General features: G+C 69.4%; 14 protein-coding genes. 5 read left to right on the top strand and 9 right to left on the bottom strand.

Going from position 1 to position 26,053, the window contains the following annotated elements:
- Positions 1 to 911: 911 nt before the first annotated feature.
- Positions 912 to 1,856 (top strand): serine/threonine-protein kinase, encoded by a 945-nt coding sequence (locus tag ACFY0K_RS20325; protein ID WP_390641007.1) that lies wholly within the window; start codon positions 912 to 914, stop codon positions 1,854 to 1,856.
- 34 nt (positions 1,857 to 1,890) lie between these two features.
- On the opposite strand, the gene ACFY0K_RS20320 is transcribed toward ACFY0K_RS20325, so the two are convergent.
- Positions 1,891 to 4,149 (bottom strand): UvrD-helicase domain-containing protein, encoded by a 2,259-nt coding sequence (locus ACFY0K_RS20320; protein ID WP_390641006.1) that lies wholly within the window; start codon positions 4,147 to 4,149, stop codon positions 1,891 to 1,893.
- On the bottom strand, positions 4,146 to 11,057 hold the full coding sequence (locus ACFY0K_RS20315) for a DEAD/DEAH box helicase (protein WP_390641005.1): 6,912 nt from the start codon (positions 11,055 to 11,057) through the stop codon (positions 4,146 to 4,148). The genes ACFY0K_RS20320 and ACFY0K_RS20315 overlap by 4 nt, the downstream gene beginning before the upstream one ends.
- Positions 11,058 to 11,456: 399 nt before the next feature.
- Here ACFY0K_RS20315 and ACFY0K_RS20310 point away from each other — a divergent pair, with 399 nt between their 5' ends.
- Positions 11,457 to 13,151, top strand: coding sequence for a hypothetical protein (locus ACFY0K_RS20310; protein WP_390641004.1), 1,695 nt, complete (start codon positions 11,457 to 11,459; stop codon positions 13,149 to 13,151).
- Complete coding sequence (locus tag ACFY0K_RS20305; protein ID WP_390641003.1) at positions 13,148 to 13,588, top strand: hypothetical protein; 441 nt, start codon at positions 13,148 to 13,150, stop codon at positions 13,586 to 13,588. The genes ACFY0K_RS20310 and ACFY0K_RS20305 overlap by 4 nt, the downstream gene beginning before the upstream one ends.
- A gap of 37 nt (positions 13,589 to 13,625) precedes the next feature.
- On the opposite strand, the gene ACFY0K_RS20300 is transcribed toward ACFY0K_RS20305, so the two are convergent.
- From ACFY0K_RS20300 to ACFY0K_RS20275, 6 genes are all read right to left on the bottom strand, one after another.
- A complete protein-coding gene (locus tag ACFY0K_RS20300; RefSeq protein ID WP_390641002.1) occupies positions 13,626 to 14,297 on the bottom strand; it encodes a hypothetical protein in 672 nt (223 codons plus the stop codon).
- On the bottom strand, positions 14,294 to 15,532 hold the full coding sequence (locus ACFY0K_RS20295) for an AAA family ATPase (RefSeq protein ID WP_390641001.1): 1,239 nt from the start codon (positions 15,530 to 15,532) through the stop codon (positions 14,294 to 14,296). The genes ACFY0K_RS20300 and ACFY0K_RS20295 overlap by 4 nt, the downstream gene beginning before the upstream one ends.
- 69 nt (positions 15,533 to 15,601) lie before the next feature.
- Positions 15,602 to 16,228: a DUF4276 family protein gene (locus ACFY0K_RS20290; protein WP_390641000.1), complete on the bottom strand. Its 627-nt coding sequence runs from the start codon at positions 16,226 to 16,228 to the stop codon at positions 15,602 to 15,604.
- Positions 16,225 to 17,736 carry an AAA family ATPase gene (locus tag ACFY0K_RS20285; RefSeq protein WP_390640999.1) on the bottom strand — a complete coding sequence of 504 codons (1,512 nt, stop codon included), beginning with the start codon at positions 17,734 to 17,736 and terminating at the stop codon, positions 16,225 to 16,227. Before ACFY0K_RS20285 ends, ACFY0K_RS20290 begins: the two co-directional genes overlap by 4 nt.
- Positions 17,737 to 17,757: 21 nt before the next feature.
- Positions 17,758 to 18,216, bottom strand: coding sequence for an ATP-binding protein (locus ACFY0K_RS20280; protein WP_390640998.1), 459 nt, complete (start codon positions 18,214 to 18,216; stop codon positions 17,758 to 17,760).
- Between the two features lie 121 nt (positions 18,217 to 18,337).
- Positions 18,338 to 19,474: a hypothetical protein gene (locus ACFY0K_RS20275; RefSeq protein ID WP_390640997.1), complete on the bottom strand. Its 1,137-nt coding sequence runs from the start codon at positions 19,472 to 19,474 to the stop codon at positions 18,338 to 18,340.
- 365 nt (positions 19,475 to 19,839) lie between these two features.
- Here ACFY0K_RS20275 and ACFY0K_RS20270 point away from each other — a divergent pair, with 365 nt between their 5' ends.
- A complete protein-coding gene (locus tag ACFY0K_RS20270; RefSeq protein WP_390640996.1) occupies positions 19,840 to 20,655 on the top strand; it encodes a Scr1 family TA system antitoxin-like transcriptional regulator in 816 nt (271 codons plus the stop codon).
- A complete protein-coding gene (locus ACFY0K_RS20265) occupies positions 20,652 to 20,858 on the top strand; it encodes a DUF397 domain-containing protein (RefSeq protein WP_390640995.1) in 207 nt (68 codons plus the stop codon). Before ACFY0K_RS20270 ends, ACFY0K_RS20265 begins: the two co-directional genes overlap by 4 nt.
- Before the next feature lie 78 nt (positions 20,859 to 20,936).
- Here the strand turns inward: ACFY0K_RS20265 and ACFY0K_RS20260 are convergent, their stop codons facing one another.
- A complete protein-coding gene (locus ACFY0K_RS20260) occupies positions 20,937 to 26,045 on the bottom strand; it encodes a class I SAM-dependent DNA methyltransferase (protein ID WP_390640994.1) in 5,109 nt (1,702 codons plus the stop codon).
- Positions 26,046 to 26,053: the final 8 nt, after the last annotated feature.

Raw genomic sequence — 26,053 nt, 5'->3', positions numbered from 1 at the left:
ACGAGATCGTCCCGAAGCGTTCACGAATTACCGGTCGAGTCATGTGACTCACCGGTACTTCGTCGTTCCTGGGGCCTCGAGCCTCGTGATCGGCTCGACCAGGGGGTGAGGCGGTGGCGGTCCAGGTACTGCGCCTCTCACCTGCGGAAACAGGACACTCTTGCGCGACGGCTGGTAGCCGTGGCGCAGGCATGTGGGGTTTTCAGCGGGTGGACCGCTGCGGGAGTGTGTCACTCGCGTGGCGGAGGCTCGCCCTGTTCGGCCGGAAGCGGTCGTGCCTGGGGCAGGTCGGAGGGCTCACGGGGTTGGGTTGTGGCGCTCTGCGTGCCGGCTTTGCGGGGCTGGATGCCCTGGTCGGCGCAGAACAGGTCTTTGACCAGGCCTCGTTCGAAGGCCGGCTGGATGGCGCGCAGGGCGGCCGGGCCGGGTTCGGTGCCCGTGGGGTGGAGGATCCTGTCGAGGCAGACCGCCGGGTAGGCGCCAGCTAGGTCGCCATGCCCATGGCCTGGGAACGCGGCCATCATGGCGTAGCGGAACTCTCTCTCCTCCGGCGCCCTGGCCTACTGGTAGTCCGGCTCTTTACCCCAGTCCGGAGCCGGCGTGTCGTCGACCGCGATGTGGCCAGGCCACCGAGCGAAGTCGCCGCGCTCGCAGGAAGCCAACACCGGAGCGAGGATCAGATCCTGGGCGATGGCCTCCGACAGGCCTCACTCGGGCATGCGCCAACGCCCGCCCGCTGCACCTCTTGCCGACGCCGATCAGTGACATCGAGCAGATCACCCACCTCGACATACCGTGCCGCCCACGACTTGGCGGCAACCTCGACGAGTACCAACATGCTGCTTGAACTGGGAGCATGAGGTTTTCGGCATGCGCTGGCATACCGCCGGGGCTCATCGAAGGAAGAGAACGTGGAGCAGTTCGCCGCAGGCAAGGTTCTGCGCAGCAGGTACCGGCTGGACCGGATGCTGGGCAGAGGGGCGATGGGGCACGTCTGGCAGGGCACGGACGTGTATCTGGAGCGCCCTGTCGCGGTGAAGACCGTCGCCACGGATCTTCTGGCTCTCCCCGACTGGCGCCACACCGCCCTGGCGCGCTTCGAGAGGGAGGCCAAGGCTGCCGCTCGTCTCGACCACGCCAACATCACGGCCGTGTACGACGCGGCCGTCACCGAGGACGTCTGCTGTCTGGTGATGCAGCTCGTCGACGGCACGACCCTCGACAACGTCATCGACGGCGCCGACGAAGGGCTCCTGCCCGTGCCCGTCGCGGCCTCGGCAGCCGCGCAGCTGTGTTCAGGGCTGTCGGCCGCACATGCGGCCGGCCTCGTGCACCGCGACCTCAAGCCGCAGAACGTCATGGTAAGCACCAGTGGGCTGGTGAAGATCCTCGACTTCGGTCTGGTGAAGGTCCTCTCGGACACCGACCCGCGGCTCACCATGACGGGTGAAACGCTCGGCAACGTGACCTATGCTTCGCCCGAACTCCTGGTCGGCGAACAGCCGCTGGACGGCCGCAGCGACCTGTACGCCGTGGGGTGTCTGCTGTACCACATGCTCACCGGACACCCTCCGTTCCACTGTGAGGGCCCCGCCGAACTCGTGACCCGGCACCTCACCGCGTCTCCGCCGCGGCTGGCCGACCGCGGCGTCGATGCCCCGGCCGCTCTGCAGGACCTGCTGCACGCACTGCTCGCCAAGCGCCCCGAGGACCGTCCCAGCCGGGCGGCGGACGTGTACGCGGCCCTCGCCCCGTACCTGCCGGACCCCGATCCGGCCCTTGCGACCCGCAGGGTGCCGCCGGAGGATCCCCGGCGGCCGTTTCTCGTGCCTCAGGGGCCGGTCATGCCGCGCTGACCGAAGTGAACCGTGGCACGATCCCAGAGGCCGGTCACGCCGCGACCGGCGGCCGGACCCGGATCAGTTCCTCCAGGAACGGGCTCGGCTCCCCGTGCCAGAAGACGTCGAGGCTGTCGCGGGCGCGCGTGGCCGCCACGAAGAGCAGGGACCGGGCGCGCTGCATCTCGGTCCGGTAGCGCGCCGGGTCCGTGGTCCGTCGTTGCTGGACGCTCGCACGTGGCACCAGCCCGTCGGTCACGCCGGCGATGATCATGCGCTGGTACTCGAGTCCCTTGAAACGGAACATCGTGCCGATGTGGACGCCGCTGTCGCCGCGGGGTCCGTCCGGGCCGATCTCCAGCGCCCTGATGCCGTGCTGGGCGAGTGTGTAGGCGGTCTCGCTCGCCATCTGGTTGGTGGGCACGGCGATGGCGATCTGCTCGTGCGGCACCTGCCCCCAGGACTCGATGAGCGCGGCGATCGCCTCGCGCTCGTCCGCCCAGTCGCCCGACCGGTGCAGGTCGGGCACGGCGCCGCTGAGCACGGACCGGTACCCGGCCAGCGTCTCGCTGCTGCCGTCGAGGTCGTCGTACGTCTCGTCGCCGAGCACGTTCAGCGCGGAGCGCAGGATCTGCCGGGTGGTGCGGTAGCTCAGCGACAGCTTCGACGACCGCCCGCGGATGTTGATGCCGAGGCTGCCGAGGGTCACCTGGTTCTTGTAGATGCGCTGGTGGGTGTCGCCGACCAGGAAGAGGTCGTTGCGTTCCGGAGCGGTCATCGCGCGCAGCATCTTCCAGTGGGCGGGCCGCAGGTCCTGAGCCTCGTCCACCACGATGTGCCGGTACCGGTAGCGCAGCCAGCCGCCCGAACCGTCGGCCATGTGGACGTTGTCGAGGCCGCCCGCTTCCTCCCGCTGCCGGTCGATGGCCTGGATACGCCGGGCGCGCTCCGTTTCCAGCTGGGCCGCCCGCTCCGCGACCTGGTCCCAGGTCTGTACTTCGAGCCGGTCCAGGCGCTGGGTGAAGCGCTCGGCGAGCTGCCAGATCTCGGCGCGTTCGGACCGGCTGACGGTGCGTCCGCGTCCGGCGCGGCGTGCCCGGAAGTAGTCGGCGCGGGAGGTGACGGCCTGGCCGAGGATCACCTGGGTCCATTCGTCGTGCAGGAACTCCGCGTCCCAGCCGTCCTCGCCGAGTTCGTCCAGGAGCGAGCGCCATTCGCGGACCGCCTGAGACTCGTCGACGATCCGCTTGCGATTGCCCGGCTCCGCCTCCCGGACGGTACGCAGCGCCAGCTGGTCGACATGGCTGATCTCGACACGCGACAGCAGGTTCTCGCCGCCCAGGGCGAGAAGCCGTGAACGCAGGTCCGCCGCGAGGTTCTTGTTGTAGGTGGTCAGCAGGACCGGCTTGGTCCGGCCTGCGGGGAGCCGCTCGACCAGGTGCTTGACCCGGTGCAGGGCCACGATCGTCTTGCCGGTGCCGGGCCCGCCGCCCACGCGCGCCGGCCCGCTGTAGTCCCGCGTGACCAGCTTGGCCTGGGTGGGGTGCAGGAAGACCTTCCAGCGCCCGAAGTCCTCACCCTCGAGCGCCTCGCGCAGCGCTTCGTCGGTCGTGGTGACGATGGTGGCGGGACGTTCGACGGCAGCCTGGAAGTCTTCCGGGTCCACCGGTTCCGGCGCCGCGACCGGGGCGGTGACCTGTTCGAGGACGTCGTCGTACTCCTTGCCGTCGTACAGCGCCAGCAGCACCTCGCCGGTGAGCTGCGGCGCGTACTCGACGAGCCCGAGGAGCTGGTCCTCCGTGGTCAGCGCGGCGATGACCGGGGTCAGCGACGGGGCCACACCCAGGTCGGTGAGCTGCTGTTCCGACCACTTCGCGAACAGCGGCCGCGGAGCGGCCGGCTCGGCGGGAGGGACGGGCTCGGTGGGTGCAGTGGCCCGCGGGGCCGCGGGAGTGAGCACCTCTTCCTGCACGACCTGCAGGTCCACGTACTCGATGCCGCCCGTGACGCGGTTGACCGAGTACGTGAGCCGGTCCAGGTGCTCGTAGACGTCTTTGCGGTGCTTGACCGAGACGATCAGCCAGTCGTCGTCGGCCAGGCGCAGCAGCAGCGCGCGATATTCGTCGTTGACTCGTGCCGAGTGCAGCTTGTCGTGGCCCTGCAGCTGCTTGAGACGCAGTCCCGCCGAGTCGGGGTTGGTCTTGAACTTGTGCTGGAAGTCGTAGATGGCGCCCTTGACCGGGCGGGGGAGCTTGAGGATCTCCCGGTCCGCCTTGTCGAGCAGGCGCAGCGTCACGTTCTTGCCGGTCACGGTCGCTCTTCCTGTCCATTGTCCGTGGTGGTGTCGTCAGGCCGGCCGGGACGTTCCCGGCCGCCGGCCGGTGGCGCGCCGTCGAGTCGGTCGGTGATGTCGTCGGCGGTCCAGCCGGTGGCAGGGCGCACCTCCCAGCCGGCCGCGGCGAACGCACGGTCGCGGTCGACTGCCTCCGGATCCTCGTCCTCGCCCTCCGGCGGGCGGGGAGCGAGGACGACACCGACGCGCGCGTCCGGCCAGGCCAACTCGGCCAGCCAGCCGTTCTCGTCGAGCTCGTAGCCGTCCTCGGGAACCCGGGCGCGGCGCGCGGCGAGGGACTCGGCGAGCGCGAGCAGGCCGGGCTCGTCCGGGTCGAGGTATTCGATGATCCGGTCCCATGCCGCGTCCCTGGTGGGCGGCACGACACCCGCCGCGGGCTCCTCCGTGATGGCCGCCTGTGGCGAAGGGGCGGCGGGCTCGGCCTGCGCGGGCCTGCCGTCGCCGGCCGCGGTGACGGCGAGCGTCGCGCGCACGCTTTCCAGGACTCCGCTGCCGCCGGTGACCGCCAGGGTCTCGACGGGGAACCCGGCGAGACGGCCGGTCGTGAGCTGGACGGCGTCGCCGCCGCCGGTGTCCAGGAACTGGAGCAGGTTGGACCAATACAGCCAGGCCCGCCAGCGGCGTTTGTGCGCCTCCTCGTGGGCGTGGACGCCGGGTGCGTCGTCGAGGAGGACGATGCCGGTCCACGCGGGGGGCTTGGCCCGGCCGTCCGCGGCGAACACCAACGGCAGTCCCGAGTGGTCGGTGACCGTGAACAGCTGGACCGGGCCGCGTGGCCCAGCGGGTGTTCCGCCGCGCAGCGCCACGACGATCTGCTCGCCCAGAACCTCCGGCAGCAGCGGGACGGGGCGGGCCCCGGCTCCCATGAAGCCTGCCAGGGCGGCCTCGGCCCGCCACCGCCAGCGCTTCGCATCCGGGCGGCGCAGGTATTCCACGAGTTGCACGGCCGGATTGACCCAGACCGTCTCCGCGAGCTCGCCGGGCAGGCCGTTCCACACCTTGGCGTAGTAGTCGCGGGCCCTGCCGCGGGCCTGGTCGCCGTACGGCTCCCACACCGGGTCGGCCGGTCCGAGACCCGCGTGGCCGGTGTCGCGGACGCGGCGCCGCCACTCCTTCACGTCGCCGTAGGTGAGCTGGAAGACCCTGAGGCCTTCCGCGCGCAGCCGCGTGCGCTTGTCGGCGTCGTCTCCGACCCGGTTGTGCTCCCGGCCGGCGTGGAACTCGTAGCCGTCCAGGTAGACCGCCACGCGCGGGCCGGGGGCGTCGAGCCGTTCGAACAGGACGTCGGGACGGGTGCCGTCGAAGACGCGTTGCTGCGACACCCGCCAGCTCAGCGTGGTGCCGTCGGCGGCGGTCAGCCGCAGGTCCAGGGCGTGGGTGCCGGCCGGCGTTATGTAGGCGTCGCCGCTGGCCCGGCTCTCAGGCAGTCCGGCCCACTCCCGCAGCGTGTCGATGAACAGCACTTCGAGGTCGCTCTCGGCCTGCCGGTGCATGGGGATGTGCTGGGTGGTGGCGACGGGCGAGGTGCGCCAGCGTTCGCCGTCCGCGCCGAGCAGCTCGTCCAGCATCTGCCGGACCTCGTTGCGGCTGACCTTGTCGTAGTCGGCCGGAGGCACGCGGCGCAGCAGGCAGCGGTGGCAGCCGTCGAGCCCCTTCTCCAGGCAGCCGCAGCTCTCGATCACCTCACGGGCCTTCAGCAGGACCTCGCGGAAGCCGTCGGAGGTCGCCAGGCGGTGCAGGTAGCCGGTGCCGCCGGGCAGCCGGTCGTACACCACGAGGAACCGGCGCGGCCAGTCGCGGTCCTCACCGTCCGGCATGGACGCGGACGTGATCTCGATGTGGTCGGGGTCGCCGCCGTAGCGGGCCGCTATGCCCGCGAACAGCGCGGCGGTGAACGAGGCCAGCCGCTCCTTGGCCCGCGCCACGGACGCCGGCAGCAGGATGCGGACGGCCTCCGTCGTCAGCTCGTGCGCCAGCAGCAGCGGCACGTCCAGACCGGCGCCCTGTTCCTCCCCGCTGCCGCGCAGCCGTCGGCGCGGGCACCACAGCTGGTGGTGGGCGCTCGCACGCGTCGACCGGGCGAGGGAGGCGGTGAGCGCGTGCTGCGACTGGTCGACGACCGGCCGCCCGTCAGCCGTCGCCCCACCACAACTGGCGCACACATAGAACGGGTTCAGGCGCACGTCGTCACCGGCCAGCGGAACCGTGCTGCTGCCGTCCTGCCGGTCGACCCCGAGGTTCAGGGTGCGGACGACGGCCTTGCGTGTGAAGTCGGCGCCGAAGACGGCGGTGTCGTGCCGCCACGATCCGGCCGCCAGATGGGCGGGGTCGATGTCGACCGTGGTGAGGACCGCGTACCGCCTCCGGTCCCGTTCGTCACGGTCGTCCCGCACCCGGGCGTCGTCCCGCTTGTCCCGGGACATCACGCGCCGGGGCTCCAGCACGTGGTGCACGCATCCCGCGTCGGCGATCTCCCGGGAACCGCACCGCGGGCACGGTGAGGTGTCGTTCTTCGGATCGCCGTGCGTGCGCGCGTACCCGCAGGCCGGGCAGAGACGCCACACCGCCCAGGCACGCCGCTCCGGGCTGCCGATGTCGAGGGCGCGCACGACGTGCCGGTAGCCATTGACGTAGAAGCTGTTGCCGGGCGCGAGTTCGGTCAGGGCCAGCTTGCGGGAACGCTCGTAGTCGCGCACCTCGCTGTGGTACACCCACTCCCGGCGTTCGTCGTCGCCCTCCGGCGCCTCCGGGCCCTCGTCGTCACCGGCGGCCTCCTTCCAGTAGAGCGTGGCCTCCAGCGACGTCGTCGTGTCGGTGAGGCTGTAGTTGGGCAGCAGACCCAGTTCGACGAGGGCGCCGTGCGCACTGGCCTGGCTCAGCTGACGCAGCAGCTCGCCCGTGGCACGCCGTTCCGCGAGCAGCTCACGCCGCTCGGCGCCCTGCTCCCGGTCCTCGGCGAGCAGACCGTCCACCGCGGTGTCGATGGCGGCGATGCGGCGGCGCAGTTCCTCGCGGCGCGCCGTCCACTCCTCCTCGGCCTCCTGCAGGGCGCGCGCGATGCCGCCGGTGGCGTAGGCGCGCAGTTCGTCCGCGGCGTGCGCGGACACCCCCCGGTCGTCGTCCGGGCCGCCGGGGGCCTGCGGGAACAGCGCCAGGAACTCCTCCACCAGCCGCGCCCCGTGGGTGAGCGCCGCCTCCGACAGGTCCTGGCACCAGCCGGTCGCGCCGAACAGCGCCGACGACAGGCGCGGTACCGGCATGAGCGGCTCGCCGTCCGCCGTCGTCAGCTCGCCGCGCGCCGCCCGGTCCAGCAGGTGCGCCGTGTACTGGCGGCGCAGGATCTCGACGGCCGACAGGTAGCAGCCCGGCGGCACGATGTCACCGGCGATCATCTCCGTCGGGTCGTCCAGGTAGTACCGGTCGCGGGCCCGGCGCCCGCCGAAGGCGACCACCAGCGCGTTGCCGGTCCGGCGTCCTGCGCGCCCGGCGCGCTGCACGTAGTTCGCCGGGCCGCCCGGCAGCGAGCCGAGCAGCACCGCCGACAGGTCGCCGATGTCGATGCCCAGTTCCAGGGTGGGCGTGCAGGAGAGCACGTTGGGGTCGGTGTAGTGGACGCCCTGCCGGAACGTCCGCTCCACGCGCTCCCGTTCGGGCCGGGTCAGCATGCCGGTGTGCTCGGCCGTGACGACCCGGTAGGTGCCGCCGGTCAGATACAGACGGCGGTAGTAGTCGGCCCGGTAGTCACGCTCCAGCTTCCCGCCGAAGCCGCCGCCGCCCGCGCCGGACGACGACATGCCGTACTGGGGCGGGGTGAGGATGCCCGTGCAGCGCCAGCGCGGGCAGGGGTGCCCGTACCAGCGGGTGCGCCGCTCGGGCGGCACCACCTGCTGCCACCCGCACTCCTCGCAGGACACGAACGCCTTGTTGACCAGGTCGTCCGCCAGCAGCCGCACATGGATGTGGCCCGGCTGCAGCCCGTAGACGCGACTCGTGCGGTCCTTGGCGGTGCGTGCCGACAGCACGCCCTCGTCCGCGAGAACCGGCAGCAGCCTGCGCAGGTACTCGGTCGCCTGCGCCGCGTCCAGGCCGAGGCAGCGCCGGGTCCAGTCCTGGTACCAGTTGCCGCGACCGGTGATCGTGTCGAACTTCGTCTTCTCCTTGGGGCCGGCGAGCAGGAACCTCGGCGGTGCCACGTACCCCTCGGGGAAGGCCGGCATCCCCTCCGGCCGCTGTCCGGAGATCAGGTACTGGTTGACACCCGCTTCCCTGATCCAGGTGTCCAGCCACCGGTGCCGCACGCCGCCGCGCAGCCGCATCCGCTCCAGCAGCCCCCGTACGTACGCCAGATACCGCTCGGGCGTGGGCAGGCCGCCGTCCAGCCCCAGCTGTCCTGGCAGCGTGAGGTGCAGGTCACGGGCGAGCGCGACGATCCGGTCCGGTTCGGCGATCACCACCTCCGCGGCCGTGGTCCGGGTCAGCTCCAGTGTGCGCCCTAGCCGCGACCGCAGCCCGAACTCCATGACGGCCGCGAAGGCGAGCCGTTCGCCGATGAGTTTCCAGGTCCGCGCGTCCCCGGTGCCGCGCCCTGACAGGAGCCGGTCCACGCCAGGTTCGTCGTGCAGGTCCGGCGGGACGACCGCGGCCAGCGTCTGCGGGTCGTCCACGGAGTCCAGGACGTCGCCGATGAGGTCGTTGAGCGGAACCGGCGCACCGGTGTCGTCCAGTTGGTGCGCCAGCAGCGAGCGCAGCGAGAACTTGTACGAGGCGTTGGCGACATAACCGGCCCGGTGCGCCGCGTCCTGCGTGGAGTCGTTGAACAGCAGCGTCTTGCGTTCCTCCGGCGCCAGCGCGATCTCGTGGCCGCCGGTGAACAGCTGGGTGACGGTGGCGGAGGCCAGTGCGGCGAGCGCGGTACCGAGGAACCTGATGCCGTTGTCCGTGCCGCAGGCCGGGCAGGTGTCGTCCTTGGCGGCCTGGTCGGCGGTCTTCTTGTCCAGGACGGCCCGTGCGAACCAGGCGTCCTGCAAGCCCTCCCCGTCCTCGGCGACGGGCAGGCGGTAACTGCCCTGCGTCCCGTCCAGCACCACCACGGACATCGGATCGGCGCCGCCCGCCTGCTTCGGCGCGGCGCCGGTGAGCGCCGCGAGAGCGTCCCTCGCCTCGGCCGGGGTCGCCGAGATGAAGTACCGCAGCCGCCGCTTGTCCCGTCCGACGGACGCCGACCAGATCTTCGGCGGGCTGGTCTCCAGTTTCTGCGGATCGGCCTCCGGGGACAGCGCCGCCCAGCCGGACCGGCCGCACACGCGGCAGTAGATCGCGGGCAGATGAGTCTGCGCCGGCCGCTGAACGGTGTCGGAACCGGGCAGCGCCGGCGGCCTCCGGGAGTCCGCCGTCGGCCATTCGGCGCTGTCGGACAGGTCCTCGGACAGAAGGGCCGTGGTCAGCGCGGAACGCCGCGCGAGGGCCCGCTCGTCCTCGTACCAGCGGAACTCCGGCCGGCCGCTCACCCCGCTGAGCACCCGCCCCACCGGTCGGACCCACAAGTGCGCCTCGATGTGCAGCAGCGGACGCGGCCTGCGCTCGTCGGACTCCGGGTCCCGCGCGGACGACAGCAGCGCCACGAACCGGGACAGGGCCTCCAGCGCGAGCCGCGGGTTCTCCCGCGCGGTGCGCGCCCACGCGTACCCGAAGCGGGCCATACGGTCCCGCAGCCCCCACTCGTCGAGCGGCTCGCCGTTCAGCAGCGCGAGCACACCGTGGGTGAAGTCGTGCTTCTTCAGCAGCCGTCCGATCTGGAAGACGTCCATGCCGCGCCGCCCCAGGAGCCGCTCGGCGAGCCCGTCGAGGTCGAGCCGGTCCGGGTCGGACTCCACGCCCGGCCCGCCCGAGACCTCGATGACCTCCTTGGGTCCGGGAGGCTCCGGCAGCTCGTAGTCGATGTCTCCGACGAACTCGTCGGCGCTCAGCCGCTCCTCACCGACCACCGAGTCCGCTCCGAACGGCACCCCGAACACCTGCTCGGCGACGGTGAGGATGCCGCCGGTGTCGCCCCCGCCCTCGCCGAGGGTCGCCGACGTCGCCACCGGGCAGATGGCACCGAGCGGCCGGCCCGGCTCGGAGGCGCCCACGGCCGCCGCCAGCCGCCGCAGCAGCATCGCCACGTCGGTGCCCTGCGCGCCGTCGTAGGTGTGGAACTCGTCCAGCACCACGTACGCGGGTTCCGCGCCCTCCCACAGCGGGCGGTCCTCGGCCCGCTGCAGCAGCAGGTCCAGCATCTTGTAGTTGGTGATCAGCACGTCCGGCGGCGACTGGCGCATCTCCTCGCGCCGCGTCATCACCCGCCGGAAGTCCATGTCCGGTTTGTCGCCGATGTAGAGACCGGCCGTCACTTGCGCCAGTTCGGGCTGCGCCAGGTAGTCGCCGATACGGCCCGCCTGGTCGGTGGCGAGCGCGTTCATCGGGTACAGCAGCACGGCCTTCACCCCGCGCCGCCCCAGCCCCTTCTGTCGCCGGCAGTGGTCGAGCACGGGAATCAGGAACGACTCGGTCTTGCCGGATCCGGTGCCGGTCGTCACGAGCGTCGGCTCGGCGGCGCCCTTGTACGTGCTCAGCCGCTCCCACGCCGTCGCCTGGTGCCGCCACGGCGTGAACGACGGCTGCCACTCCAGCGCCGACTGCCACCCGTCGCCGGCGGGGTGGAACGGCGTCCTGATCCGTAGGTACGGCCCCCGGAAGATGCCCGTCTCCGGATCCCCGAGGAACCGCTCCAGCGCGAGCCGCGTGTCTTCGTCGGCCAGCGCGTACGTCGTCGTGAGGTACTGCGTCAGACTGCCGCGGAGCTGCGCGGCGGCCAGGGTGGGCTTCACGAGGACCTTTCGGACAAGTCGGTTACCGGGACCGCCGGTACGCACCACCGCTACTACCGGCGCCGACACCCGTGACGATCAGCATCAAAAATAGCGCCCACCTCGGACAATGACACCCACCTGGCCGAATCCCGGACTTCGGCCACGCGGCACGGCGGGATGCGGGTGCTCGGCGATGCCGATGACTCAAAACCTATTGTCGGAGCGACCGCCCCCTTCTCTGGCGAGCCATGAGCCACCACCCTGTCTCCACCGCGGCAAGTCGAGGGGGCAAGCACGTTGGGGCTGGGGACCGATTTCGAGCGTTCCGAGGAGAACACCGATAAACCGGACAAGAAGCCGAACGTCGGGCCGCCTCCGCAGAAACGACGGCGGATCACCTTGTACAGGGAACCGGTCATGCCGCTGCCGGATGATCGGCCGGAACCGCACGGACCTGCGCGAGAGGCGCCGCCTGGCGAGGAGAGCGAGCGGGGCCGACCGGACACCTCCGACGTCACCGGCTGGTTCTGCGCCGCCCCGTACCTCCGTGACGATCACGCCGAGAGGCTGGCGAGGCTGATCTCGCGCTACGCGACCGTCGCGCCGCGCATGGCATGGATCTTCGTCACCCGACGTGACCGCGAGAAGCGGGAACGCGCGCTGAAGGCGGTCGTCGAGGACCTGCGCCCGGTGGACAGCCAGTGGCCGGTTTTCCTCGGCCACGACTATGTTCGCTGGGTACGCCGCCGTGTCGCCCGCGGCCATCCGGTTCCGCCGCACGGCTTCCACCTCACCCCGGTCCTGCAGAGCGCGGCCACCGCGGAGAGCCTCACCCTACTGAGGAGGGCGCTGCTCGTCGCGGTCCTGGCCGGCGCCGCCGTAACCGGCTGGGCCACGGGCTTCGCCCTCGTCCTGCCCCTCTTGGCGGGCGGTGCGTGGACCGTCTGCTACGCGGACCGCGTGTACGCCTACGTACGGTTCCGCCGGACCTGCTGGACCGCCCGGCGTCCGGCACGCGACCTGCGCTGGTGGATAGGGCCCCGGCGGCGCCGTGTGCTGCGCCGAGAACCGCCCGAGCGCGACGGCCTCGTGGTGCCGTACGCGCTGCGGCTGCGTGGCGGCACCGAGCCCCTGCACAACCTCGTAGGCGCCGGCACGTTGTGGTCCGACAACGCCATCGGTATGGACGTCATGGCAGCGGACGACCAGGACACCCTGCGCAACGAGACGGAGGAGGAGAAGATCGTCCGCCGGACGTTCCGCAGTGTCGAGGAGATCATGCACGGCACGGCGGGCCGCACCTTCGCCGACTTCACCCCCGACGAACTCCACCGCCACGTCGCCGTCGAACTGACCAAGCTGCTCGACAGCCGGCCCGCCTACCATCCGGACAACAGGCTGGACGTCTTCGACATCGCCGCCGTCTCGGCCGAACGCTGGGACGACATCACCGACGCCGAATGGGACTCCCTCCTTGTCCTCGCCCGGCAGGGCACGGGCACGGACGGCGCGAGCGCGGCCCCGAAAGAGGCCCGCAGGATGCTGTGCGCACGGATCGTGTCCTGGGACGGCGAACTGGTCGCAGCGCTGTACGTGAGCTTCGCCTATGAGCACCATTTCCTGCGCATCACCCTACGCGCGCAGGTCATCAATCCGATCCACCCCACATTGCGCACCGCAGTGAAGGACACGCAGCGCGGCGGAGGCGGATGGCACGCCCGCACGGTACTCAACGCGCTGCTGGACGTCTTCGCGTTCCTCAACCGCCTGCGCGCACCGCTGCACTCACGTCGTCCGCCGATGGACCCCGGTAAAGGTCCGGTGAGCCTGCGCGAGGTCTACTCCTCGCACTTCATGGACGACATGCTCCAGTACGACGACGCCCGCAGATACGTGGACTGGATGCAGCGCTGCGTCTTCCGCGCGGCCCTCGGGTTCCTCAAGGACCACAACGTCGACATCAGCGCCTTCGTGCAGCAGGCCACGTACATCCTGCAAAACAGCGGTGTCATCAACTCGGGTGTCATGGGCGACGTGCAGAACCAGCCTGGCGCCCGCCACTCGACGACCACCATGACCCGGACACCACCGCCCAAGGGAGACACACCTTGAACATCTTCCGCCGCCGCGACGAAGAGCCCGCCGATGAGCGTGAGGACGGGGACGGGAGCCCGGAGCCGGCCGCCCGCGACGTCAACTCCGGCATCGTCAACTCGGGAACCATGGGCAATGTGCAGAGCCAACCGCACTCCTCCGGCTCGAGTCAGAGCATGGTGACCATTGCCTCCGGCCCCGGTGCCGCCGACCGCTGGTCGCAGACGGTCAAGGATCTCGAAACGGCGCTCGCACAGGAGCGGACCAAGGTCACCGCCCCCGAACGCTGTGAGGCGCTGCTCGGCCTGATCCGCGACCAGAGGGTCACCGAGGAACCGGGCCGTAGTGTCGCGGGTGCGATGCTCAACCAGTTGAGGACCTTCTGCGGTGACGCCAACAACGTCCTCACGGTGATCAGCACGGCGCTGGGACTCCTAGGGCTCGCGTCGGGTTGACCGCGGCACCAGACGTGCACCGGCGACCTTCAGGCGGTCAGCTCCAGCCTGTGAGGTCGCCCACGAAGTCGTCGTACGAGCGGTTGCTGCCGCGGGGGGAGGGGATCAGCCGAAGGGTGAGCGCCTCGCGGGCCACCGCCGGGCCGTCGCTCTCCCGGAACACCGGCAGGCCGAGCCCGCGCTTGAGTTCCTCCTTGGCGTCCCTGATACGCCCGGTGTCCTTGTCCAGGAGCTTCGCCGGCACCTTCCACCGCGGACGCACCTGCGGAAAGGCGTCCGGGAACAGCAGCAACCAGCTTTCGCTCTCCCAGGCGGCGAGCGCGAGAGCAGTGCGGAACTGCGGGCACTGGCGGCCCAGTTCGTCGGCGAGTGCCTTGCGGATCCGGTCGTAACCGGCATCCGCGTAGCCGTCCAGGTCCTCGTGGACGACGAAGCCGAGCAGGTCGGCGCGCTCCCGGAGGGCCTTCGCGCGGGCCTTCCCGGCCAGGGTCTTCACGGCGGCGGCCAGCTCCGCGCCGGACTTCCTGCGCAGCCGCACCGGGTCGTTGATGCGGACCAGCTTGGCGGTCTCGCTCAGATCGGGCCGGTGCGCGCGTATCAGCTCGGCGAGGATCTGGCAGTCGTTCTGGTCCTCACCGGCCAGCACGATGACGCCCCGCGCCTGGCCCCTGGACGCCCGCCCGCCGGCCCGTCGCCCGCCCGGGGTCACAGCTCACCTCCGGTGAGGTCGCCGCCGAGGACACCTGAGAACCACAGCTCTCCGAGGGGCTGTTCGCCGGACTCCTCGACGATGGACTTCACCTCGTCCACGGTCAGCGCGGGGATGATCGACGCACCCTCGTCGTCGCGGTCGCACACCACGAACTCCTCCGGTCGCAGCCGGTTGACGAGCGCGGGGGAGTGGGTGGCCACGATGAACTGCGTCCGCTCGGCGGCTTCGCGCAGCCGCTGCACGACGAGTTCCAGGGCTTGCGGGTGCAGCCCGTGGTCGATCTCCTCGATACAGGTGAACGCCGGCGGGTTGGGGTCGTACAGCAGGGCGAGCAGTCCCAGCAGACGGACCGTGCCGTACGACGCGTCGGCGAGCGGGGTCAGGCGGCGCAGGCCGCGCTCGCGCAGCACGACGATTGCCTGGTTCGTCTCCCCGCCGACCGTCTCGAACTCGATGTTCTCCAACTGCGGCAGGACCGTACGGGCGTCGGCGACCAGATCGTCCCAGGTCTCGTCGTGCAGTCTGAGGTGGATCAGGAACCCGGCCAGGTTCTCGGCGTGCGGCGAGAGGGCCTCGGAGCCCGTTCCGTGCAGGCGGGTCGGCTGACGGGCTGCTGCCACGTCGACGTCGAAGACCCGGAACGACGACAGCCGGTCTGCGACCCGTGTCACCTCGTCGCCGCCGTCGGCGGGACCGAGCCGGGGCAGCGTGGACAGACCGCTGCTGAGCCTGCGGATACCGAAGCTGCCGCTGTCCTTGCTCTCGCCGGCCCGCACGTCGAGGATGCGCGCCTCCTCACCCTTGATGGTGATGCGTCGACCACGCCCCTGCTTGCGCTTGAACGCGAAGCTCTCCTCACGGGACAGGGCGTAGTAGGGCGACCGTTCATCGGTTTGTCTCGACCGCAGGGAACGGCGCCGGATGGTCAGTCCGTATTCGTCCGGCGCGTTGAGAGTGGAGTTGGTCGTCCAGGTCGCCTTGAGGTGGATACGCAGAGTGGTCGGCGGCCTGCTCCCGCCCCAGAAGGCCACCTCGTCGAACCCGCCGCGCGAGTCCAGCGCCGGCTGGAGGTCGGTGCGGATGATGTCGGCGAGGAAGTCGAAGACCTTCAGCACATTGGACTTGCCCGCGCCGTTCGGGCCCACCAGCACCGTGAGGGGACCGAGCGGCACGGTCACGTCGCGCAGGCTACGGAAGTTCTCGACGTGGAGTTCGAGGAGGCGGCCAGGCATGGGAAACCTATCGGCTGGATGCGGGAACGACATACCTGCTGTCGCAGGGGGGCGGCGCTGCCTCTGCTGTCATGCATGCTCCAGTGCCGCTCTGAGATCGGTCATGAATGCCTGCCAGGAAGGCAACTGGGACACCGGCCCGTGGGTGTCGAGGGCTTCCAGGAGTTTGTGCCGGTGTCGCAGGAAGCGGCCGCGGAACGTGGCCAGACGGCGTCCGGAGACACCACTCGCCGTGGCCAGCGTCTCCTGCAAGAGTTTCTTCGGATCGCTGATCCGTTCGGCGGCGCTGCCCTTGGGCAGTTCGAGCTTCATCCGCCCACGGGGATTTTCCGCGACTCGGCGGATGGCCGCTTCGTCGAGGAGCAGCCAGGCTTCCAGGGCTCGCACCGGTACGACAGCTATGTGGGGGCGACCAGGCCACTCCGACGTGACGGCCTGGGCCACCTCCTGGTGCCGCTTCTCCGGAGCCACACTATCGGCGTCCCGGTGCACGATCACCAGGTCATAGGCATCTCCGAGATCCCGTACGGCACGGAGTTTGTCCGCTACTCCATGGCATTCCGTAAACCCGAGGCGGCCGAAGTCCGGCGCGGTCACCACGGCTTGTGTGCCGCCCTCAGCCGCCACCGCCTCGATATGGGGCACCAGCCCGTTGTCACTCGTTCCCTCGCCGGTGAAGAGGATGCGCAGGGTCACGCCGCCCCCAGATCGAGGGTGATCTGAGCACCGGGCGGAGTGGTCAGGTACGGAAGGATGTCCGCCTTGGTGACATAGTCCCGCCTCCCGTCCGTGACGCGCCACGTGCCATCCAGCGGGCGCAGCCGGAGGCCGTGGGTCAGTGTGCCGTCTTCCATCCGCTGCATGGTCGCGTCCGCGAAGAGCAGATCTTCAGGGGAGACGAGCTGTACGACGCCAGGCGAGTGGGTGTTGATGAGAACTTGCCGGAAAGGATTGTCCGGTCCAGGCTCCTCGCTGGGGTCCACCGCGAGTTCCTGGACGAGTTCCACCATGGGGTTGAGGTTTGCCGGATGGATGCCGTTCTCCGGCTCCTCCATGCAGATCATGCCGCGCACGGTGGGATCCTCGAGCAGCACGCACAGCGCGAGGAAGCGAAGCGTGCCCTCGGACAGACTGCGTGCCGGCAGGAGCATCCCGTCCGACTCCCGGACCTGGACCGTCAACAACTGCCGCACCTCGTCCTGGTCCACTCCGAGTTCGCGGACCTGTACCCCCGTCAGATCCGACAGCCGGCCGGCCACACGCGCGTACACCTGGTCGGGATCTGTCTCGGGCAGGGTGTGCGCGACACGGTAGAGGGCTGCGGGCAGGTGCGAGCCGTCGACATCCATGCTCTGTGGATCCATGTAACGGTCCGCGCTGCGCAGCGCGGAGGGTTCGAGGGCGAGTCGGCGCCACGACTCCATCTCTCGCCGGGCGGCGAGGATCGTCGGGTCGTCGCTCGATGTGATGGTCGAGACGACCGTGGCCGGGGCACGTGAGGCCGCTGCAGGCTTGGGCTGGCCGCGGCTGCCGCCGTCTTGGTGGATCTTGACGATGGGCTCGCCGGACGATGCGTCCGCGTCGGTCGAGATGTAGGGCGCGCCGCTGCGGTGCCCGATGATGACCTCGTTGCGGAAACGGCCGGCGCTGTGGGGGAAACGCATGTGGTTCTTGGCGGCGCCTTTGGTGATGTGGTGCAGGTTCTCACGGAGCAGCGTCAACCGTCCGAAGCGGTCCAGCCCGGAGGGTTCCTGGTAGCCGATCTCCAGCTCGTAGCGCAGGAAGGTGGTCGTCGGTTTGGCGACCCGCCCGAAGTCGTCCTCGATCACCGGTGGGACGATCATTTCGGCGGCGAAGCGCATCCGGTGCTGTCCTGCCGCGTAGCCCTTCCAGAAAAGATCCCTCGGGTCGCCGTGGCGCTCGCCGTGCACCCCGCGGACCTCTTGTGCGGCCTCCATCATGGAACGGTCGGCAAGGAGGGACAGGAACTGGATCGCGTCGAACACGTTCGACTTGCCGGTACCGTTCTCTCCCGCGATACAGGTGAACGGTCCGAAGTCGATGGACAGGTCCAGCAGGTTCTTGAACCCATGGACCTCCAACCGGGTCAGCATCGCCCCTCCGTCCTGTTCGGCTTCCACGGATGGATGGTCATCTTCCACACGTGGAACATCGTGGCTCAGCGTATCCGGGAACGCTGACATGGGTCTGTGTGTCCGGCGTGGTCATTCCGCCTGGCGAGCGGGTGCGCTCAAGGACGCCCACACGGTCTTGCCCGGGCCGTGGCAACGGTCAGTGACGCCCCAGTCGTCGGCCAGGGCGGTGACGAGGAGCAGGCCGCGGCCGGATTCGGCGTCGGGCTCCGTGGGAGGGACGACGGTGGGTCGGCGCTCGCCACGGGCGTCCGACACCTCCAGCCGGAGTGCACCCCCTGCCTCAGTGGTCAGCCGTACGTGGAAGTCCCGTCCGGGGACCCGGCCGTGCCGTACGGCGTTGGCGCACAGTTCGGCGGTGATCAGGGTCAGTGCCTCGTTGACGTCGCTGTCGTACGGGTGGCCCCAGGAGTCCAGGCAGTGCGAGACGAACAGCCGGGCCAGGCGGGCGCCTCGCGGGGTCGAGGTGAAGGACATCGCGAACTCGCTGGTCCCCGTGGGGCCGGGGAGAGGGAAGAACGTCGTGTGCATGCGGCCAGCGTTGCGGCCGTATCGGGCGTGTCACCAGGAGCGACGCCTGTACGGCCGTGCGCTGTACACGGAGCCGGGTCGCAGCGGGGGAGTGGCGTGCGGGCGGTGCCGTACGGCGGCATCAGCCCCGGCGGCACCGCTCCCGAAGCTCCGCGAGGATCGCCTTCTCACGGGAGTTGACGTCACCGTCCACGGTGGCCACACGCTCGGCCGCGTCAAGGACATCGCCGAGATCGCCCGGCTCTGCGTCCACGCGCTTCCACACCTCGGCGGGGTCGATGTCGACGACGTTCGCGAGGTTCTCGTCGACCACCTCGTGCCGTTCCCGGACCAGCCGCACCAGATGCCGCATCAGCAGTGCCTCGTCGTCGGCAATTTTGGCCTTCGCGTTCGCCCTGAGTACGAGCCACGCGACCCACAGCATCAACTGCGGGTGGCGACTGCGCTCGCTGATTCCCTCGGCGATCTCGATCACCCGCGCCTCGTTCCGGAACACGGCCCGCGCGTGTCGGCCGGCGAGGAGCGTGGTGTAGCGGTTCAGCAGGACGGCGAGGGGAACGCCGACCAGGGGGATGCCGATCTTGATGACGTTGCGCTGCAGGAGGCTCTTCCCGACGACGGGGAGCGCCTTCCCCGCGTTGAGTACCGATCCTGAGTAGAAGCGCTTGACCAACGGCCTCACGAGGGCCGGGACCGCTTTGGCGACACCTTCGCGGGCAGCTTCCCCGCTCTTGATCGTGAAGGCCACGCGGATGAGCTTCCACAGGTCCTCGGGGTCGTGCACGTCGAGCGGGATCCGGTAGAGGACGGAGATGTCGTAGGCCAGGCGAAGCTGGAGCTGGGTGGTGAATGCGACGTCGACCATCATGGTCGCCACGGCGGCGGGGACGGTCGCCGGTGAGGCACCGCCGAGGCTGCCGATGGTGGCGGCGACGGTCGCCGTGTAGGCCCCGGCGGAGAGCCCGCCTTCGAGCGCGGCGTACCGGGCCGCCATCTTGATCCGCTGATCCACGATGGCGTCTGCGGGGACGCCCGCGTACCGGTCCTGGAAGTACTGCCAGTCGACCTTCTCGGTGTACGAGTTCATGGCGTGCGCGGCGAGCTTGGTGAACCAGTTGCCCGACTTGATGTCGTCAGCGCTCAGACCCTTGACGAAGTCCTTGATCTCGGCCTGCTCCTGCTCGACGACCTTCTGGTCGGCGGTGTCGTGGGCCTCGTCCGTGTCGGTGTCGGCGGCGTGCGTCGGCGCGTCTGTCATGGCGCGTTCCCCCCAGACTGTTGCGCGGTCGGCTGGGCTGCGGGGTGCGGGCACCCCGGCTGCCGTCTCCGCGCGTTGATGCGGCGAGCGGTACAACGGCCGCTCTGTCCTCCCCTTGAGGCGGAACCATAGCGCGTCGTGAGGCGACCGGTGCCGTGTCGAGTCACGCGGGGGCGGGTGTACAGGCGGGGGCTGTACAGGGAGGGCGGGCGCTCTTACTCGGTACGAGGGATCTGGGGTGAAGTAGGACCGGCGCAACGCTGCGTGTCTTTACAGTGTGCGGTGAGCGACGGATGGGTGCGGTGCCTGCGGCCGGGCGAGGTGCGGGTGGGGCCTTTTGTGCGGGTGGGTGAGGTGAGGTCACCATGGCGGCACACGGTGAGAGCGAGGCGGGCATTCTGCGGTGCTTCGGGCAGCAGTTGCGGTTGCTCAGGACGAGCCGGGGGCTGACGCGGGCGGAGTTGGGCGCGAAGCTCGGGTACGGCGAGGACATGGTGACGTCGGTGGAGCTGGGGCGGCGCATCCCGAGGCCGGAGTTCATCGAGCGGGCGGATGAGGTGTTGGGGGCTGGCGGGCTATTGGTGGTGATGAAGGAGGAGGTGGCGCGGGCGCGGTATCCGGCGTTCTTCCGGGATGCGGCGAAGTTGGAGGGGGAGGCGGTTGAGCTGCATGTGTATGCCAACCAGGCCGTGCCGGGGCTGTTGCAGACGGAGGAGTACGCGCGGGCGGTGTTCGGGGTACTGCGGCCTCCGTTGGACGACGCGGTGGTTGACGAGCGGGTTGCCGCTCGGCTGGCACGTCAGGAGATCTTTCACCGCACGCCGCCACCACTGATGAGCTTCGTCATCGATGAGTCCGTCCTGCGCCGCCCTCTCGGGGGACGCCGCGTTCTGCGTGGCCAGTTGGAGCAGATCCTACTCGTCGCGCACATGCGGTACGTCGAGGTACAGGTCATGCCGTTGAGCCGCGAGGAGAACGCCGATATGGCAGGACCGTTCACCTTGATCGAGACGAAGGGAGAGCGCAGGATCGCGTACGTGGAGGTGCAGAACGTCAGTCGGGTCCACAGCGATCGCGAGCCGGTGCGCGCCCTGGAGGCCAAGTACGGGACGCTGCGAGCCCAAGCGCTGACGCCTCGCGAATCGCTCGCGTACGTCGAAAAGCTGTTGGGAGAACTGTGAGCCCCGAGAAGGCAGTCCTGGGACCGAGCGCCACCCTTCGTTGGATCAAGAGCAGCTACAGCAGTGAGGAAGGCGGCGAGTGTGTCGAAGTAGCCGTCGACGGCAACGCCGTTCATGTGCGTGACTCGAAGCAGATAGCGCTGGGTGGGCCAGCCCTGAAGGTGGGTTCGGCTGCATGGACAGCGGTGCTTGAAACGATCTGAACGGCACCAGGTTGGCCCGCGTTGGGCCGCGCTTCTCCTCTTGCGGGAAGCGCCGCCCAACATTATGCCTGACGGCCCTCAGCGCTTCGGCGGAGTCCAACGCCCAGCAGCCATCTCCTTGTCCAAGCGAGCTTGGAAGTGCGCGTGCGCGGCGCGCATCTCGGCCTCGCGGTCAGCCTTGTAGAAGGGAGCGGTGTAGCTAGATGGGGGCGGGATCGTCTCCGGGTTCTCCAAGTGGGTGAGAAGGTCGATGTAGTCCTGCTTCGTCTGGCCGTGGCCGTAAGTGTTGAAGTCAGCCGCGATCTTGCGGCCGCGGGCATCGAAGTGGGTTGCTGACTCGTAGTCGTAGAGCTGCGGGTAGCGGGACTTGTAGATAGCGGCGAGTTGGTCGGCGGTGATACCGAGCCAGACGGCGACGAGAGCGTCCAATTCGACGAGGGCGGCGCGGCGCTCGTGCTCGGTGCGGAGCGGGGTGGTGAACTCCCAGTTTGGTCCGAGGCTCGCAGCAAGTGGCTTGAGGCCAGGCCAGTCGGGATTCGCCCAGTCCTCGTATCCCGCCCACCTAGGGTCGAACAATTCCGCCCAAAGGGGGGCGTAGTGGCTCGTGAGGCAGTTCAGGCGGAGGGTGCGGAGAAGAAGGGCGGAGGCGAGGGGATGCTTCGGGTCAGGAGCGGGCATCTTCGCTGCGCCGCCGACTTGGAGGTTCGAATGACCGGTGATGCGCAGTAGGTAGTCAAGCGGCAGAGACGCCCAGAAGCCTGCGTTGAGAGCGGTCAGGCGCACGTCAGTTAGTGCTGCCGAGTAAACAGCATGAACATGGGCTGGCCCGGGAGGAATGAGGGCGGCATAGAGACTGCGTTCGGTGTTGAACGGAATCATCGCTCGCCAAGCCAGCCGGAAGTATGAGGTGGATGGCTTTCCGCTCCAAGAGTTCTGGGCTGCCAGGTAGGTGTTCTGATCGGTGGCCCGCACGTAGTTGGTGACTGGAATATAGTCCACGGGAAGTTCGGCAGGGTCCAGCGGTTCCCAGTCTCTGTGGTTTCGGCAGGGCCTTCTTGGCTCTTTCCCGAAAGGGTGTGCCAGCAGGATATGTGGTCCCTGTAGGATGACGTCCGTTAGGTTGGAGACTAGTTCGTTACCCCAGCGAATCAGACCCTCCTGCTTGGCGCCAGCCTCGTGGTATCCGCCGGTAATTGCGGGCTGGAAGTCCGCTAGGCGAAGTGGATGGGCGGCCAGCGCTTCGATGGCGCCTTGCTCGCTACCGAGAACCGGGTACAGCAAAGGGGTCTGCTCCCACCCCCCTGTTGAACCAGTGAGGACCTGCCAGCTGGAAAGAAGAGGGGTGTTTACGCGCACTACGCGTTCTCGGTGCGGCCGAACATCCCACACGCCGTGGTATCTGATTCCCGGGACTTCGCCGTGTCCGTCATGAGCCAATGATGTGGGCAAGACTTCCGCAGCGCGCAGTTCGCTCAGGTGTAGAAAATCGGGTTCGCGCACAGGTCCGTAGATATGAGCCCCAAATTCTTGGGTACGTCCGAGATCCTCAAACGCCCAGTTGGCGGAGTTCACGAAATGCCCGTGCACTCGAAGATGGCGGTATGAAGCCTCTCGGAGCGCCCGCTCGCGAACACCACCGAAGTGAGTGTCAGGGTGAATGAGTCCTGCACTCCCTTGCGTCGCCATGTGGCGCCATACCTGACTCATGAAGGCCCGATAGAGGTCACCTTGGGTGCCGACGAGCAGTGGGTACATGCTGGAGCTACCGAGCACAGCGACAGCGCCCCCAGGGATGGCCAGTTCACTTAGGAAGTAATTACGGCCATCGTTACTCTCGATCAGTGCCTTGGTCTTGCGCAGCTGCCACTCTGCGGCGCTCGGCCTCTCCGCTAGTACAAACCAAGGTTCCAATTCGGCTAGAACCGCGTCTTCCTGCCACTGAGGCCGCACCCATGGCGGATTGCCCATCTGCAAGTCAAATCCACCCTGCGCGAAGACCTGCCCAAACTCCAATTCCCAGTGGAAAAACCCCTGGCGCTCAGCCACGTCCTTCGCGACCGCCGCCCACGGATAGCGCGACTCCAACGAGTAGAACCGCTCCATGCCCATCCACTCGGGCAACTCATCCTCGTACCGCTCAAGCTCATCAAGCGTGTCGAACTGGGCCACCAGTGAGTCCTCCGGCACCCCCTGCGTGCCCAACAGCGACTCCGCGAAGTCCAGCCAGTCGTCCAGTGAAGCCAGCGGGATCGCTGTCCGTCGCTCGCCCCGGATCTGTTCCCTACGGCTGCCGCCCCGCGCGCTCTTCGACTTGACCTCGACGACCTCGACCCCGCCGAACAGGTCCTCCTTCTCATACGTCTCCCGCGCAGACGCACCCGACTGGCCCGGAACCGAAGTCGGGGCCGGGGCCGACGGCACGACCCACTCGCCCGACTGCGAAGCAAGCTCCGCCGCCCGCGCATACGCCTCATGCGAGCCGTCCAGCAGCGCAGCCTCCTGCACCGGCCAGAACCAAAGCGCGCACCAGGCGTCCATCAGTGTCTTCAAGCGCCAGTACGGGGTGTCGACGGCTTCCAGGTCGGCCTTGACCTTCTCCCTCGGCACCGCGACCTCGGGCGACCGCAGCCAGCCGTCCTCCGCACCCCACACGTCGATCCGCCGCGAGATGTCCCGTTCGGAGATCTCCAGTCGGCGTACGACCAGCCCCCACAGGTACTCCGCGCGCCGCGCCAGCCCTTGGAGCCGCTTGGTCTGAGTGGTGCTTGGTGACTTAGTGATCGCCTTGCGCCAGGCGGCCAGCGCCTTCGCCTCTTTTGGGGCTAGCGCCTTCGCCTCCTTCTCGGCGGCTACCGAGCCCCACTCCTTGGCGGGTAGGAGAAAGTGGTGGACCGCACCCAGGAGGAAGCGGTTAACCGCGCTAGAGGGCAGACCACCGGTTGCTTCCGCTAGCGGGAAGCGTTCCGGTGTCGTACCCAGCCAGCCGCCCTTCTTCAGGCGCTCGGCGGAGTAGATCTCCCTGCGCCCGCCGATCAGCGAGTTGCCGCGCCGCAGGTGCAGCCCGAACCACGGCGCCTCCATCCCCGGATGCATCGTGTTCAGCCACAGCGACACCTCGGCCAGCTCCACCGCCGTGTCGTTCAGGTCGACGCCGTAGGAGTTGTGCAGTGCGATGTACGCCTTGGCCTTCTGCAGCTCCACCGCGTACTTCTCCGTGTCGATGGCGACACCCAGCTCGTCCTGCCGCCGCCGCAGGTACTCCGCCGCGACCTGGTTGATCGCCTCGTTGAGGAACGCGCCCGAGCCGAGCGCCGGCTCGCAGATCTTCCAGTCAAGGAGCTCCCGCGCCTCGGTCGTCGTACCGTCCTGGTCGAGGCGGTGCTGCAAGGCGAGCTGGACCGTCACCCGGGTCAGGGACTCCGGCGTGTAGTACGACGCCGAGGTCTGTCGGTCGCGCCCCGACAGGCGGTACACGAACGCGCCCGGCGCGTACCGCACGCGCCGCTCCTCACCCGTGTCCTCGTCCTTGTGCCGGACGAACACCTCGTCCGGGTACTCGTCGGCCTTGGTCGCCGGGATCAGCCAGGAACCGTCCTTCGGGTCGCCGTTCTTCGCGACCTCGTACAGCTCCTCGCCCGCGACGAAGCCCGAGTAGGACATCAGACCCTCGTACACGGCGCCGAGCTGGTTGATGCCGAGCTGGGCGTAGGAGATGAAGCCGCCGCGTTCGCGCCTCTTGCCGCGCGTCAGCATCAGCAGGCGCAGCACCCGGTACAGCGTCTCGTTGCGCAGGCGGGTGTCGATGAAGCGCTCCCCGCTGTCAGTATCAGCCTCCGCCTCGGCCTCCATGTCGACCCGGGGGTCGAGGACGGCGTCCCGCCCGATCAACCGGATGGCATCCGGCTCGAACAGCTTGGAGTGCAGCGGCTCGAACCGCAGCCCGAGGTCCTCCGAGGTCTTCGCGGTCACCGCCTCGGCCGACTCCGCGTCCACCCCGTGCGTGCGGCGCGGCCGGTATCCCTCCTGGACCTTGCTGAACAGCAGGTCCAGCGACTCGTACAGGTAGAAGCCCTTGCGGGACTTCTCGTCCACGAGGTCGCGCTCGGCGATCAACTCGCCCAACCGGCCCAGGCCGTACCCCATCTGGTACTCGGGGTAGTCCGAGGGCAGGATGCCCAGCTCCGGGCGGGCCTCCGCGTACAGCAGGAACAGCACCCGGTACAGGTAGCGCAGCGACTCGCGGGTCAACTGGCGTCCCAGCTCGGGGAGTTCCTTGACCTCGTCCGGGCGGACGCCGGCCTCGCGCAGCCGGTCCAGCACCTCGTTGGCGATCAACTCCACGCTCAGCCGCAGGCCGTCCCGCAGCTCGCTGGAGACACCCACCGCGTGCTTCGTCGACTTGTCGAGGAGCGTGGCGAGGGGGTTCTCGCCGCCCTCCTCCGGCGTGCGCAGCGAGTCCGCGCCGAACAGGGTGGCCACCGTGTCGAGTTCGCCCCCCGCCTTGGTGTCGTTGCGCTCCAGCGCCGCGTCCAGCGACACCGCCAAGTAGCGGCCCTCGCCCCATGCGGCCCGGTCGGCGAGGACGACCACGCCGCCGACCAGGAGCAGGACGTAGCGCGGAGCGTCCTCGCACGCGAACAGGAACGAGGCGAGCTTGGAGCCGGTGGTGACGGTGTGTTGGCCGTCCAGGCGCAGTTCGTCCAGGAGGCGTCCCGCGCCGTCGGGGTCCAGGGCGTCGTCGGGCTCGGCCGACCAGCCGCAGTCCAGGGCGACGAGGTCCTTCTCCGCGTGCGCGACGGTCACCTCGTGGGACTGGTCGGCGCGGGCGACGGTGAGCGTGCCCGGCTTGGCGTCGAAGCCGAGCGCGTGCAGCACCTCCGCGTTGAGGGCGCGGACGCGGTCGCGCCACTCGGGGGCGTCGTACGTCACGGCGTCCTCGCCGGTCGCCGCACGCTCCTCGTCCATCGTGAAGTAGGAGCGCGCCGCGAAGTAGGCGCGGCGCAGCGCCCGCAGGCCCGCGCGCGGGGTGACCGGCAGCGCGCCCTCGGGGCGCTCGGCGCTGGCGGCGTCCTCCTCGCGCTGCTTCCACTCGGCGAGCAGACCGGACTTGAGGTCCTTGGGGAGGACCTCGGCGAGGTAGTGCGCGGAGAAGTAGTCGCCGCGGTTGACCAGGCTGTCGTACGTCATCTTCGTGA

The sequence above is a fragment of the Streptomyces sp. NPDC001507 genome (assembly GCF_042894765.1).
In the GTDB taxonomy this organism is placed as follows: domain Bacteria; phylum Actinomycetota; class Actinomycetes; order Streptomycetales; family Streptomycetaceae; genus Streptomyces.
The sequence above is the reverse complement of the archived record's forward strand: the minus strand, read 5'-3'. Positions and strand labels throughout refer to the sequence as shown.